Below are 14170 nucleotides of genomic sequence, written 5' to 3'. Positions count from 1 at the left end.
AAAATTCCCCCATCATGAATTTCCATAAAAACCGCCTCATTCACTGGATTGCTGCATTTGCAATCGCAATGAGTGCGCTTGCGCCCGCTGTTTCTCAAGCAGTCTCCCTTGCTAAGCACGGTCAAGGTTTTGCGATGGAGATTTGTTCGGCTGATGGCAACAAGCTTCAGATTCAAGTGCAGGGGGATGAGCAAGAAGTAGCGGAGCAAGCTCAGCCATGTCCATATTGCGTAGCTCAAAATAGCATCACACCAGCCTTTAATACCAATCTCACTTTCCAAGCGCCGCAAACTTTAGCTTTGCTGCCACAGCTTTTCTATCAATCACCTAAACCACTCGCAGTTTGGGTAACACCTCCCTCAGCAGCTCCACCAGTAAACGCCTAATTAAATTTAGGGCATAGCCTAGCTATGTAGTTGGCAACGATTCATTTAAGACGTTGTCGCATTATCAAGTGGAGTAGTAAATGTTGTTTCAGCAAAAGAAAATTAGCGCATGCGTAGGCATGCTATTTGGTTCGGTATTCATTAATGCACAGGCGCAAATTGCGCCACCGCCAGACTACGATCAGAAGTTAAAGAGCGTGACCGTAACAGCCACCCGCTCAGGCACCCCATTGGATGAGATTCCCCTCAATACAACCGTTCTCACTAAAGAGGCGCTAGAAGTGGCGCCAGATCAGACCATTGATCAAATCTTAAAGAATGTACCTGGCGTGATCTTGAATGACCAGCCGTATTACCAAAAGGATCCAACGGGTCAAAGTATTAACGTGCGCGGCCTTGGTAATGCGCGTACTTTGGTGTTGATAGATGGATTGCCAGCTAATGACGCCTTTTATGGAACGGTACAGTGGAATTTGGTACCGATGTCCTCAATTGACTCTGTTGAGTTTATTCGCGGTGGCGTTTCCAGCTTATGGGGCAACTACGGCATGGGTGGCGTAATTAATATTAAGACTAAAACCCCAGTTAATAGTCAACAAGAGGTTTCTGCGAGTTATGGTGCGTTTGGTACTGGCAACGTAGCTGCATCCAAAGACCTCATTGCCTCTGAAAATCTCCAATTGCGATTCTCAGCTGATTATTTCAATACTGATGGCTATCAAAATATTGCAACAATCTCGCCAGCCTCACCAGCCAACATTAAGAATGGCCAAGGGCCAGCATCTTCACATAACTCTAACGTCAGAATGCAGGGTTACTTTAAGGCGACTCAAGATACCAATGGCTTCTTCCGTGTGGGCTATCACACAATGTCTGATCTCTCTTCTGGTTATGCATTTGCAACCAATCTTACGCAAGAGACAGATGTAGCTGGAGGTACAACTACCCGCTTGGACGATAAGTCAAAAGTGGATGTCAATTTCTTCTATGAAAATACTAATTTCAATAAGCAGAATGGCTCCACCACTACAAGCAGGTCAAACAATATTCCTGCCAATACGCCATATATCAATGCAACCTATAAGGACCCGTACAGTACAGTAGGTGCATCAGCCCAGTACACCCAAGAAGTTACGGGTTTAATCAATCAGTATGTAGTAGGTGTTGATGCACGCAATATTGCTGGGTCAAATTTAACAAATAACTTAAATAACAACGGCACTTCAGCTGCCGTGAATTATGGGCAAGGTCAACAATCATTTTATGGTTTGATGGGGCAACTAAAGTCTAATGCTGAATCTTTTCCGCTAGAAACAACATTAGCCGCCCGTGTGGATCAATGGAATAGCCAGACTCCTACCAACTACAACGCGGGCTCTAACGGCGCAAACCCTTCATATCAAAATGTGCCCAACCAAAGCAAGACACAATTGAGTCCTACCTTGGGATTGTTATATAAGATGAGCAAGAATTGGGATTTACGTTCTGCTGCCTATCAGGCATTTCATGCGCCTGGTATGAATAACACCCTACGCTCTTATGGCTCATCAAGTGGTTATAGTTTTGCCAACCCAAATCTAACGCCTGAAACGATGACGGGTTATGAGGTCGGTACAGACTATCGATGGAAGGGCGGCTTTGCGCAATTAACTGCATTTAACAACTATATTCAGAATGCAGTTGCAACTTATAGCCTCTCAAGTCAAAGCACAAGCGACGTAGTCTTAGCTAGAAGTCTGTGTGGCGCTACAGGAAACCCCTTGGCCGGAACTGGAAATGTTGGGATATGTAATTCAAAAAATATTAGTTACTACACCAATAACCAGAATCTCTTAAGTCAGGGTATTGAGTTTCAGTTTCATCACGACATTAACTCGAAGTGGGCTACTGATGCGAACTATGCATTTACTAGCACTAAGTTAACAATGAGCGCTACAAGTGACCCGATTAATAAGCAGGTTGGCGGCGTTCCGCAAAATATTCTGGGTGGTGGCTTAACCTATTATCCAGTGCCGCAAGCAAGCTTTACTGCCACAGTTCGTTATGTGGGGAGCTCTTGGTTGAACACTGCTAATACTTTGCCAGTGGCTTCTTATGCGGTGGTAGGTTTACGTGCTAACTATGAGGTGACTAAAAACGCTACTGTTTATGCCTCCGCAGTGAACTTGTTTAATCGTCAGTACATTACCTTTGGCACGGGTGGTAGCTCTACTTCCTATACACAAGGTATGCCACAAGCTATCTCAGTCGGTGGGCGTATTATCTTTTAATCATGATGCAAATCAATCGCTTGTTCAAATGCTCTGTATTGCTTTGTGCACTTCTTTTAGGTGTGCTAGGGGCTTTTGGGCAAGCGCAAGCACAGATGGACCATTCTTCGGGGATGGCCGGCGCCATGAAGACTAAGCCTAATGATGTTTGTCAGGGCGATGGATTGCAATGTGCGAATGCTGCAACGCCATTTTTTGGTCAGAATGGAAAACTACTATTGGCGTGGACGGCTAATGGAGTGGTTTCTGTAGCCCAATCGACAGACTTGGGGAAAACTTTTACGCCTGCAACCAAAATTGCGGAGCATGGAAAGTCGCTAGATACCGGTAGCGATGCAAGACCACAAATTGTTGCTGACAAAAATGGTAATGCATTTTTAGCCTATAGCTTTTTCAAAGATTCAAATTGGAATGCACAAATCAATACCGCCCGATCTGAAGATGGGGGCGCTACATTTACAGCATCAGCATCGCTGGTAAATGACAGTTCAAGCCAGCGCTTTCCATCGGTTTTGATAAAACCAGATGGCAATATCTTTATCTCTTGGATTGATAAACGTCTGGTTGCAGCAGCAAAGAAGGGTGGCGAGAAGCGTTTGGGTGGCTCTATTGCGTATTCAAGCTCTCAAGATGGTGGCAAGACATTTCAGGTGGAGCGTTTTGCCAATGAGAGTAGTTGCGAGTGCTGCCGCATTGGCGCAGCTCTGGATCCACAAAACCAGCCGGTCATCGTCTATCGAGCCATCTTCCCCGGAGGAATAAGGGATCAAGCCTCTCAGGTGATCTCTAGCAAGGGTGCTGAGACTGTTCGCAAAGTCGCTGATGACGACTGGAAGACGGATGCATGCCCGCATCACGGCCCATCTATTGCTGTTTCTGGCACTGGAAAATTCCATGTCGCTTGGTACACACAGGGTAGTAAGCGTTCTGGTGTCTTCTATGCCAACTCTAGTAACCAAGGATTAACTTATTCAAAGCCAAGCAGGATTGGTGCAGAAGCATCTAACGTTGCAAGACCTTATCTTTTTGCCTCAGGTCAGCAAATATGGCTGGTATGGAAAGAGTTCGATGGCAAGAAGTCATCTGTATACATGCAAGACTCAGCTGATGATGGAAACACTTGGAGTTCATCGAGAGTATTAGCAAGTACTGAAGGGTATAGCGATCACCCCTTGTTGTTATCTCATGGAGATGCGGTCTTTTTATCTTGGTTAACGCGAGCTGATGGTTATCAGCTAATCAATATTGGGCATAAAAAATGAAAAAGTATTGGATAGCATTGCTCTTGAGTTTATTTATGGTCAATATTGGGTTGGCCGATACTAATGCTCTGAAGCCATATCAAGCCGGGGATTGGAGTTCTCTAGTAAAGACTGCTAATGGCGCCCCCCTGGCGGTTCATTTTTGGGGCGTGACTTGCCCAGCCTGTGTAAAGGAGATGCCGCAATGGGGGAGCTTCGTAAAAAATAATCCTACTGCTAAGGTAATTTTTATTCAGGTGGATGATGTACCGGTTGATTCAATTAAAAAGATGTTGAACAAAGCAGGGCTGGAAAAAGCCAATAACTTATATGTGGCCGCCCCATTTGATGAGCGCTTGCGTTATGAGATCGATCCGAAGTGGCATGGTGAGACCCCTACAACGATCATGATCGATAAGAGTGGCAAAGCAACCCGTAAGACTGGATTGATTGATTTTCAAAAGCTACAAAAGGCTTTGATATTGGGTGGTTAAGTTTTGATATTGGAAATATTATTAAGGAGCAGGAATGAATTTGAAGTTTATTAAGTTTGGAATCGTTGCAGTTCTAACAAGCATTACGCTTTCATCCCAGGCGGGCGATAACGACCCTCTATTTATTAACTTAAGCACAGATGAGCCTGGCCGTTCTTCGATGGCGCTGAACTTTGGTAAGCACCACTCATCAAATGGTCACCCGTTAACGGTTTTCTTGAATGACAAAGCTGTTATTTTGGGTGTGAAAGCGGGCTCCGAGAAATATGCTGCTCAGCAAAAAGAGCTATCCGATATTGCTGCCAAGGGTGGTCTGGTAATTATGTGCCCAATGTGCCTTAAGCAAGCTGGGTATACAGAATCAGATCTTATTTCCGCGGTAAAAATTGGTGGTCCAAAGGTTACTGGCGATGCTTTATTTAAAGATGGCACTAAGACAATGAGCTGGTAATAAGCATTTATTAATGGCTTATGAGTTATCTAGCAGAGAATTTTTAGTATTAAATTAGTAACCATAGTTTGTAAATTTGCTCAAGAGGATTGGGCTTAATCAATGATTGTTAAAGAGGAGATGGCATGAAACGAAATACATTAGCTTTGTTATTACTGGCCTTAGGTTTGAGTTTTTCAGCTCACGCACAAAACGCTAAAGTAGGTAGCGTACAAATTGAGAACGCCTATACCCGCGCTACTGTTCCTGGACAGCAAGTTGCTGGTGGCTTTATGAAGATTGAAAACAAAGGCGCTGCTGATCAATTGGTATCCGCAAGCTCACCAGTTGCTGGCGAAGTGCAATTGCACGAAATGGCGATGGACGGCAACGTCATGAAGATGCGTCAGGTAAAAGATATCGCCGTGCCTGCTGGCGGTGCTGTGGAATTAAAGCCAGGCGGCTTGCACCTCATGTTTATGAACATTAAGGCCCCGTTGACAGCCGGTGAAACTGTTCCAGTCAAACTCAAATTTGCTAAAGCGGGTGAAGTAGAAGTAAAAATGCCTGTAAATGCGATGGGTAACCCAGGCGCTGGTCATGGCGGAGCAATGAAACACTAAGATTTGTATTCAGTAGCAATGCTGAGGTAATAAAAAAGCCCCTAGTTTTACTTTGGGGCTTTTTCTTTAGCGAAGCGGTTTAGATTTCTAAATCCAAATCCGTTACCGCACCTTTGCTGGCGCTACTTGCAAGACTTGCGTATTTTGCTAGCAGACCACGGGTATAGCGTGGCTTAGGCTGTTTCCAGACTGCACGACGCTTCGCAATTTCTGCTTCATCTACGTTGAGTTGAATCAGTAGCTTATGCGCATCGATTGTGACGGAGTCGCCTTCGTTGATGAGGGCGATGGTGCCACCGACATACGCTTCAGGAGCTACGTGACCAACTACCATGCCCCATGTGCCACCAGAGAAGCGACCATCGGTAATGAGGCCTACAGACTCACCTAAACCTTGGCCAACCAGGGCAGAGGTAGGGGCAAGCATCTCACGCATACCAGGACCGCCTTTAGGGCCTTCATAGCGTATGACCACGATGTCACCATCTTTAATCTTTTGCGCCATGATGGCTGCCATCGCATCATCTTCAGAGTCAAACACGCGGGCTGGGCCAGTAATAGATGGGTTCTTCAAGCCGGTAATCTTCGCAACGCAACCCTCAGGAGAGATGTTGCCTTTGAGAATGGCCAAGTGACCTTGCTTGTATAAAGGATTGTCTAAAGTGCGAATCACTTTCTGATCGGCGCGTGGCACTGATGGAACATCTTTCAGTACTTCAGCAATTGTCTTACCAGTGATGGTCATGCAATCGCCGTGGAGCAATCCACCGTCGAGCAAAATCTTCATCACTTGTGGAATACCGCCGGCCTGATGTAAATCAGTTGCCAGGTAAGTGCCTGATGGTTTCATATCCACGATTACTGGAACGCGCTTACGAATACGTTCGAAGTCGTCAATAGTCCAATCGATCTCAGCAGCGCTAGTAATGGCCAAGAAATGCAATACCGCATTGGTAGAGCCGCCAACAGCCATGATGACGCTCACTGCGTTCTCAATAGACTTCTTGGTGATGATGTCGCGTGGACGCAGGTTGTTTTTAACCGCTTCAACCAAGACACGTGCTGACTCAGCTGCGCTGGCTACCTTCTCAGCATCCACGTTAGCCATTGTGGAGGAGTAGGGCAAGCTCATGCCCAAAGCCTCAAATGAGGAGCTCATGGTGTTCGCTGTATACATGCCGCCACAGGAGCCGCTGCCTGGACAAGCGTGTTGTTCAACACCTTTTAAGTCTTCTTCGCTAAGTCGACCAGAAGTAAATTCACCAACTGCTTCAAATGCAGAAACAATATTGAGTTCTTTACCCTTGTAATGGCCTGGCTTAATTGTGCCGCCATAAACATAAATACCAGGAACGTTCGTGCGGGCTAAAGCCATCATGCCGCCTGGCATATTTTTATCGCAACCACCAATAACGACTACACCGTCTTGCCACAGACCATTGACACACACTTCAATACTGTCAGCAATGACTTCGCGAGATACGAGGGAATACTTCATACCCTCAGTACCCATACCGATACCATCAGAAACTGTTGGCGTACCAAATACTTGTGCTTTTGCGCCGGCTGCTTCAAGAGCCTCAACCGCAGCATCAGCTAATTTTTGCAAGCCACTATTACAAGGAGTGATAGTGGAGTGACCATTCGCAACGCCAACCATTGGCTTTACGAAATCCTTTTCTTCGTAACCCATTGCGTAATACATCGAACGATTAGGTGCGCGAGCGACTCCTTCGGTGACCATGCGCGAGCGTTCATTTAGGCGTTTCATGCTTATTACTCCAGAAAAGGTTTGTGTCGAAAGGCTCTATTGTGCCGTGAGATGGGTTTGAGGGTCCCATGGAGGCAGTGGAGAGTCTAAATGTTGCATTGCAATACAAATATACCAATGAAATCATTGATTTAGGTCTAAATATTAGCTAGATAGCTAATAGCTTCCTGAAAAGCACTGCAGTACATTAGCTCATCTATTACTTTTTCCTTTGAATTCAATGACTAAAGTCGGCCACATATACCTAATTGATGACGATGAATCGATGCGCATTTCTCTCTCAAGAATGCTGCGGGAACTGGGCTATCTGGTTGAAGACTATGCCTCTGCAACCCTGTTCTTAGAGAAGTCTGTTCCGGTATCCCCAGCAGTCATTCTTTTGGATATGCAAATGCCAGATATGACAGGTCTTGATTTGCAGGAAAAGCTCCTGAAGTTCGGACGCAAGACCCCCATCATCTTTGTTAGTGGACAAAGCCACCCGCATCAGATTGTTCAGGGGCTGAAGAAGGGTGCGGTAGATTTCTTATTTAAGCCATTTAACCTAGAAGAGCTCTTAAAAGCGGTTGCAGATGCAATTGACTTTGATAGTCGCCAGCTCAAGCGTGTTTCTTTAGATGTTGAGGCTAAGAAGGATTACGAAAGCTTGACCCCAAGAGAGCGTGAAGTGTGTGGATGGCTCGTTAAAGGCCTTTTAAACAAGGATATTGCAGTAAAGCTAGGGACAACCGATGCCACGATTAAGGTTCACAAGGCTAGGGTGATGGACAAAATGCACGCGGATTCAGTGCAGGTTTTAGTGAAGAAGTACCTTGAGTCCAATCTTGAGAGCCACCCTTTAAATAATTAGCTTGGCGGCTAATTACCCTTGCACCATTTTGGTATTACTATCAATCTTGTTACTTCCATATGAGATGGTTATTGCTTAGTGATTAATTCAGAAAAACTTCCAGAGATTCGTAAAGAAGCATTTACTAAGGCTAGAGAAAGTCTTGGTTTAAGCCTGAAAGATTTGTCTGGGATGTCATGCTTCTCGGTTCGCCAAATAGAGCAAATTGAGAGTGGTGAAAGCAGCAGTTTCTATGGCGCACAAGTTAAATTCACGGCAGCAAAAAAGGTTGCTGAATTATTAAAAATAAAACCAGAAGAGGCATTTGATTTTTCTGGAGTGGCGCAACCTGTTAACCCGGCTGAAGTAGAAGAAAAATTGCAGGAGGAGACAAAAGCCTCTGCAGCAGAGAAAAAAGCAAAGCCTGAAAAAGCTCACGACTCAAATGAAGTAAAAGAAAAAACAGCAGAAAAAGAAGCTGCGCCAGTAGCCAAAGTTGTGGAGCCTAAAGCTGAAAAACCTAGCGCAAGAAAAGTAACTGAGAGCATTCTTGATTACAGCGTGAAGTCAAAAGCATCTGTTGATCCCAAAAAGAAAATCATCCTCTTATTAGCAATTGCTGCTGCGGTGATTTTTTCCGTGGTGAACTTACGTCCACTATTTTTCCCTGAGCCAGTCAAAGAAGAAGTAGTCATCATTCAAGAAGTTGCTCCAGAGACTCCGCCAGCAAGCGCGCCTGCTGAGCCTGCGCCAGCTGCCCAGCCAGCAACACCTGTTCCTGCTCCGGCTGCTCAGCCTGTAGCGGCACCCGTTTCAGCTGAGTGCCCAGCTGCCGATGCTTCAGCTTTGAATTACAAACCAGACGCACCTAAAAAATCAGGTGACAATGTGTATTTGCAATCCAAGACTGCGCAAACTGTTTGTGTGGTCGATGCAACCGGTAAAACTCAAAACAAAATGCTTGAGCCTGGTGTTGGAGCCAGCGTGTATGGCAAGCCACCGTTCAAGGTCTTAACTGGTGGATTAAATCAAGTGGATTTGTATTTCCAAGGTGCGAAGGTGCGCACTGGCAATACGAGCAGCAAGACTATTATTTTGGAGCCAGCTGAAATTGTTCAGTCCGTAGCTCCAGCCGCCTCTACAGACTCTCAATTACGTTGATTCAAATAAAAACAGCGGCTAATTAAGCCGCTGGTTTAGGTAATGCATTTAATCGATCGTTAAACTGCTGCGTTATCAGTTTCGCCGGTACGAATACGAATCACTTGCTCAACTGCAGTAACGAAAATCTTTCCGTCACCAATCTTGCCAGTACGAGCAGCTTTAGTAATGGCTTCGATAGCAGCGTCTACGCGGTCATCGGCAACTACAGCTTCTACTTTTACCTTAGGCAAAAAGTCGACTACATATTCAGCGCCACGATAGAGTTCAGTATGACCTTTTTGGCGGCCAAAACCTTTAACTTCAGTAACGGTAAGGCCTGTAACGCCTACTTCAGCCAAGGATTCACGGACTTCGTCGAGCTTGAACGGCTTAATGATGGATGTAATTAATTTCATTTATTCCCCCTAATGCAGTAATCATACCTAGAACTTCAATAGCTTGCCAAAAAATGGCTATTTTCTGGGTGTCTAGGCTCTAAATTGTGATGTGATTGGGTAACGCCAATCCCGACCAAAAGCGCGGGTAGTTACACGGACCCCTGGAGGCGCCTGACGGCGCTTATATTCATTGAGCTTAATGAGGCGGGTAACCTTTTCTACACTCTCCGCATCAAAGCCTGCGGCAATAATCTGGGCGATAGATTGGTTTTGCTCCATATAGCGTTCAACGATCCCATCTAATACTTCGTAGGAAGGTAGGCTATCTTGATCTTTTTGGTCAGGGCGCAATTCTGCTGAAGGGGCGCGAGTCAAAATGCGCTCCGGAATGATGGGCTTAATACTGTTGCGATAGGCGCATAAGCGATACACCAAAGTCTTTGCAATATCTTTAATGACTGCAAAGCCACCGGCCATATCTCCGTAGAGCGTGCAGTAGCCAACCGCCATTTCGCTTTTGTTACCCGTGGTTAAAACGAGTCGACCAGTTTTATTGGATAGAGCCATGAGCAGGGTGCCACGCACACGTGCCTGAATGTTCTCTTCAGTAGCGTCAACATTTAAACCTTTAAATTGCTCAGCTAAGGATGCCTCTAAAGCATCAACCGGTCCGCTGATTGGAATCTCATCGTATTGCACGCCTAGGTTCTGTGCCATCTCCCGCGCATCGATCCAAGAGATGTCTGCGGTATAGCGTGAGGCCATCATGACGGTGCGTACCTTGTCGGCACCTAAAGCGTCTACAGCAATTGCTAGAACCAATGCTGAGTCCACGCCGCCAGATAGTCCAATAATCACACCAGGGAAGCGATTTTTAGTGACATAGTCACGTACACCCAAGACCAGCGCTTGATAGGCCTGTGCCTCAACAGACTGGGGTGGGGTAATCAAGCCTTTTTCTAATTCACCGGATGGGGAGGTTGCAACAATGCCTAAGCCAGTTTCAAACTGGGGCATCGCCATCACAACTTCACCTTGGCTATTTAGAGCAAATGAGCCACCATCAAAAACCAATTCATCTTGTCCGCCAACGGCATTGACATAGACCAGCGGCATTTTGGTTTGGGCAATATGGCCACGCAACACATCAATACGTAGCGCTTCTTTTTTCAAATGATACGGAGAAGCATTCGGCACGAGTAGTACTTGTGCGCCAGCAGCATGCGCTTGCTTAGCTGGACCAGCATGCCAGGCGTCTTCACACAAAATTAATCCGTAACGAATGCCGTCGCATTCAAATACGCAAGCTTGATTGCCGGGCACGAAGTAGCGCACTTCGTCGAATACTTCATGGTTAGGCAATTCTTGTTTCGCATAGCCTGCAATCACTTTGCCGTCTTGTAAAACGGATGCATAGTTTTGCAAACCTGCGGATGTCTTTTTGGGGTGCCCCACGATAACGGTCAGACCAGAGTGCTGAGCGAGCTCTTTCATCAAGAGTTCAAGTTGCTCCTGCGCCGCTTCAATAAAGGCAGGGCGGAGTAATAGATCTTCTGGGGGATAGCCTGTGAGCGAAAGCTCAGGGGTTACTACGAGTTTGGCGCCTTGAGAATAGGCGTCTAGAGCGGCCTTGTGAATCAGCTGCGCGTTGCCAGCCAAATCACCCAGTAATGGGTTGATCTGGGCTAAAGCAATTTTCTGTGCGCTCACTCCGATTCACAAAGCCTATCAATAATTTAAAAAATTACTTGTTCTCTTTGTTGTAGCGGTCGATGCCCTCAAGAATTTCTTGATGAGCTTCTGCAATGCCGCCCCAACCTTTAACTTTTACCCACTTACCTGGCTCGAGATCTTTGTAGTGCTCGAAGAAGTGTTGAATTTGGTTTAAGCGTAAAGGATTGATGTCCTCTGGTTTTTGCCAGTGAGTGTAGATAGGCAAAATTTTGTCTTCTGGAACAGCCAACAATTTCGCGTCTTGACCGCCTTCATCTTCCATTTGTAAAACACCAATTGCGCGGCAGCTAACAACCACACCTGGGATCAATGGAAATGGAGTAATCACGAGAACGTCAACAGGGTCGCCATCACCAGCGATTGTTTTGTTGATGTAGCCATAGTTACATGGATAGTGCATTGCAGTACCCATAAAACGGTCAACGAAAATTGCGCCACTCTCTTTGTCAACTTCATACTTGATTGGATCCGCATTCATTGGGATTTCAATAATGACGTTGAAGCTTTCAGGGATCTTTTTACCTGGCTTGACTTTGTCGAGACTCATAAATACTCCGAATAATGATTAGTAAATACCCTGATCCTATAAAGGGGGCGCAGGGGTGATTCTGTTACATACTGGTACTGCTTAAAGACCATAGTTTAAAGCTTTCGGGAACCAGGTCTACCTAAGTGCAGGTTATGCAAATCAATAAAGATTAACAAATGATTAACTTTAGGGAGTTCAAGCATGAGTAATGTCACTTTAGGCTTGTATTTTGCCTTGGCATGCGGTGTCCTAGCCGTAATTTACGGTTTTTTGATGCGCGGCTGGATCTTGAAGCAAAGTACTGGTAACGCCAAGATGCAAGAAATTGCGGAGGCGATTCAGCAGGGTGCGGCGGCCTATTTGTCGCGCCAATATAAAACGATCGCCATTGTTGGGGTAATCCTGACCATTTTGATGGCGCTCTTCCTCGATTTTGCGACTGCCATAGGTTTTGTTGTCGGCGCCGTCCTTTCTGGTGCTTGCGGCTTTATCGGCATGAACGTCTCGGTACGAGCAAACGTTCGTACTGCAGAAGCGGCTACCAAGGGAATGAACGAAGCGCTCAATGTGGCGTTTAAAGGTGGCGCCATTACTGGCATGTTGGTAGTGGGTCTTGGCCTCTTGGGTGTCGGCTTGTTCTTTATGTTCCTTGTATCGATTGGTGCAGGACAAGACCTCTCTTCTGTTCTTCATCCACTCATTGGTTTGGCATTTGGTTCGTCACTGATTTCGATCTTCGCTCGTTTGGGCGGTGGCATCTTCACTAAAGGTGCTGACGTTGGTGCTGACTTAGTCGGAAAAGTTGAAGCAGGTATTCCGGAAGATGACCCACGCAATCCCGCGGTGATTGCTGACAACGTTGGCGATAACGTGGGTGACTGCGCAGGTATGGCGGCTGACTTATTTGAAACTTATGCGGTAACTTTGATTGCAACCATGGTGTTGGGTTCACTCATGGTGACTGGTGCACCAGTAGCTGCAATTATTTATCCATTAGTACTCGGTGGTGTTTCAATCATCGCCTCCATCATTGGCTGCTCATTTGTAAAAGCAACGCCTGGCATGAGAAACGTCATGCCTGCTTTGTATAAAGGCTTGGTTATTGCTGGTGGTTTATCGCTGATTGCTTTCTACTTTGTAACCAACTTCATCATGCCGGACGATGCCTTGGGTATTCCAGGTAGCCAATGGCGCTTGTTTGGTTCAACTGTAGTGGGCTTATTGCTAACAGCTGGGTTGGTATGGATTACTGAGTACTACACCGGCACCCAATTCAAGCCAGTGCAACATATTGCAGAAGCATCTACTAAGGGCCACGGTACGAACATCATTGCTGGTTTGGGCATTTCAATGAAGTCGACTGCTTATCCAGTGCTGTTTGTGTGTGCCGCAATTTTTGCAGCGTATTGGTTGGCTGGTTTGTACGGTATTGCGATTGCAGCAACCGCCATGTTGTCGATGGCCGGTATTGTGGTTGCACTTGATGCCTACGGCCCAATCACTGATAACGCTGGCGGTATTGCAGAGATGGCAGGTTTGCCACAATCTGTACGCGACATTACTGATCCATTAGATGCGGTAGGTAACACTACTAAAGCGGTGACCAAAGGTTATGCGATTGGATCTGCTGGCTTGGCATCACTCGTGCTGTTTGCTGACTACACCCATGCCTTAGAAGGCATTGGCCAACAAGTGTCGTTTGATCTGTCTAACCACATGGTGATCATTGGTCTCTTTATTGGCGGCATGATTCCTTACTTGTTTGGTGCGATGGCAATGGAAGCAGTTGGTCGTTGCGCTGGCGCAGTGGTTGAGGAAGTGCGTCGTCAGTTCCGTGAAATTCCTGGAATCATGGAAGGTACAGCTAAGCCAGAGTACGGCAAAGCAGTGGATATGCTCACCTCAGCTGCGATTAAAGAGATGATCATTCCTTCACTCTTGCCAGTGGTTGCCCCAATCGTAGTTGGCCTCTTGCTAGGACCTGCTGCATTGGGTGGCTTGCTTATGGGCACGATCGTGACTGGCTTGTTTGTTGCAATCTCGATGTGTACCGGTGGCGGTGCTTGGGATAACGCCAAAAAATACATCGAAGAAGGTAACTTCGGCGGCAAAGGTTCTGAAGCTCATAAAGCGGCAGTAACTGGCGACACTGTGGGCGACCCTTACAAAGATACTGCGGGTCCTGCTGTTAATCCGCTGATTAAGATCATCAATATCGTGGCATTGCTCATCGTGCCATTGTTGCCAGTGGTCTCACGTTAAGCAATCAAGCCGTAATAAACAAAAACGCCTAGCAATGCTAGGCGTTTTTTATTTTGAAAG

General features: G+C 46.1%; 13 protein-coding genes. 9 read left to right on the top strand and 4 right to left on the bottom strand.

Annotation, left to right across the window (positions count from 1 at the left end; translation table 11 throughout):
* Window positions 1–14 precede the first annotated feature (14 nt).
* From ICN10_RS01045 to ICN10_RS01020, 6 genes are all read left to right on the top strand, one after another.
* Window positions 15–386, top strand: coding sequence for a DUF2946 domain-containing protein (locus tag ICN10_RS01045; RefSeq protein ID WP_216211501.1), 372 nt, complete (start codon window positions 15–17; stop codon window positions 384–386).
* An 80-nt stretch (window positions 387–466) separates the two neighbouring features.
* On the top strand, window positions 467–2656 hold the full coding sequence (locus ICN10_RS01040; protein WP_216211498.1) for a TonB-dependent receptor: 2190 nt from the start codon (window positions 467–469) through the stop codon (window positions 2654–2656).
* Window positions 2657–2658: 2 nt separating this feature from the next.
* Window positions 2659–3918, top strand: coding sequence for a sialidase family protein (locus tag ICN10_RS01035; RefSeq protein WP_216211495.1), 1260 nt, complete (start codon window positions 2659–2661; stop codon window positions 3916–3918).
* Window positions 3915–4391 (top strand): redoxin domain-containing protein, encoded by a 477-nt coding sequence (locus ICN10_RS01030; protein ID WP_216211492.1) that lies wholly within the window; start codon window positions 3915–3917, stop codon window positions 4389–4391. Before ICN10_RS01035 ends, ICN10_RS01030 begins: the two co-directional genes overlap by 4 nt.
* Window positions 4392–4425: 34 nt before the next feature.
* The gene (locus ICN10_RS01025) at window positions 4426–4842 is read left to right on the top strand and encodes a DsrE family protein (protein ID WP_216211490.1); all 417 of its coding nucleotides are present in this window, start codon (window positions 4426–4428) and stop codon (window positions 4840–4842) included.
* A gap of 125 nt (window positions 4843–4967) precedes the next feature.
* A complete protein-coding gene (locus ICN10_RS01020; protein WP_216211487.1) occupies window positions 4968–5444 on the top strand; it encodes a copper chaperone PCu(A)C in 477 nt (158 codons plus the stop codon).
* Between the two features lie 79 nt (window positions 5445–5523).
* Here ICN10_RS01020 and ilvD read toward each other — a convergent pair whose 3' ends face one another.
* Complete coding sequence (ilvD, locus tag ICN10_RS01015) at window positions 5524–7215, bottom strand: dihydroxy-acid dehydratase (RefSeq protein ID WP_216211484.1); 1692 nt, start codon at window positions 7213–7215, stop codon at window positions 5524–5526.
* 220 nt (window positions 7216–7435) lie between these two features.
* Here ilvD and ICN10_RS01010 point away from each other — a divergent pair, with 220 nt between their 5' ends.
* Both ICN10_RS01010 and ICN10_RS01005 read left to right on the top strand, forming a co-directional pair.
* Window positions 7436–8065 carry a response regulator transcription factor gene (locus ICN10_RS01010; RefSeq protein WP_216211480.1) on the top strand — a complete coding sequence of 210 codons (630 nt, stop codon included), beginning with the start codon at window positions 7436–7438 and terminating at the stop codon, window positions 8063–8065.
* Between the two features lie 78 nt (window positions 8066–8143).
* On the top strand, window positions 8144–9205 hold the full coding sequence (locus ICN10_RS01005; protein ID WP_216211477.1) for a helix-turn-helix domain-containing protein: 1062 nt from the start codon (window positions 8144–8146) through the stop codon (window positions 9203–9205).
* A 59-nt stretch (window positions 9206–9264) separates the two neighbouring features.
* Here ICN10_RS01005 and glnK read toward each other — a convergent pair whose 3' ends face one another.
* From glnK to ppa, 3 genes are all read right to left on the bottom strand, one after another.
* On the bottom strand, window positions 9265–9603 hold the full coding sequence (gene glnK, locus ICN10_RS01000; RefSeq protein WP_215359446.1) for a P-II family nitrogen regulator: 339 nt from the start codon (window positions 9601–9603) through the stop codon (window positions 9265–9267).
* A 72-nt stretch (window positions 9604–9675) separates the two neighbouring features.
* Window positions 9676–11295, bottom strand: a complete 1620-nt coding sequence (locus ICN10_RS00995; protein ID WP_216211475.1) for an NAD+ synthase — start codon at window positions 11293–11295, stop codon at window positions 9676–9678.
* Window positions 11296–11329: 34 nt separating this feature from the next.
* Entirely contained in the window at window positions 11330–11866 is a 537-nt protein-coding gene (ppa, locus tag ICN10_RS00990) for an inorganic diphosphatase (protein ID WP_216193676.1), read from the bottom strand.
* A 183-nt stretch (window positions 11867–12049) separates the two neighbouring features.
* Here ppa and ICN10_RS00985 point away from each other — a divergent pair, with 183 nt between their 5' ends.
* Complete coding sequence (locus tag ICN10_RS00985) at window positions 12050–14110, top strand: sodium-translocating pyrophosphatase (RefSeq protein ID WP_216211472.1); 2061 nt, start codon at window positions 12050–12052, stop codon at window positions 14108–14110.
* Window positions 14111–14170 lie beyond the last annotated feature (60 nt).

The sequence above is a fragment of the Polynucleobacter sp. 86C-FISCH genome (assembly GCF_018882415.1).
GTDB lineage: Bacteria > Pseudomonadota > Gammaproteobacteria > Burkholderiales > Burkholderiaceae > Polynucleobacter.
Note: the sequence above shows the minus strand (reverse complement) of the source record. Positions and strands in the feature narration are given on the sequence as shown.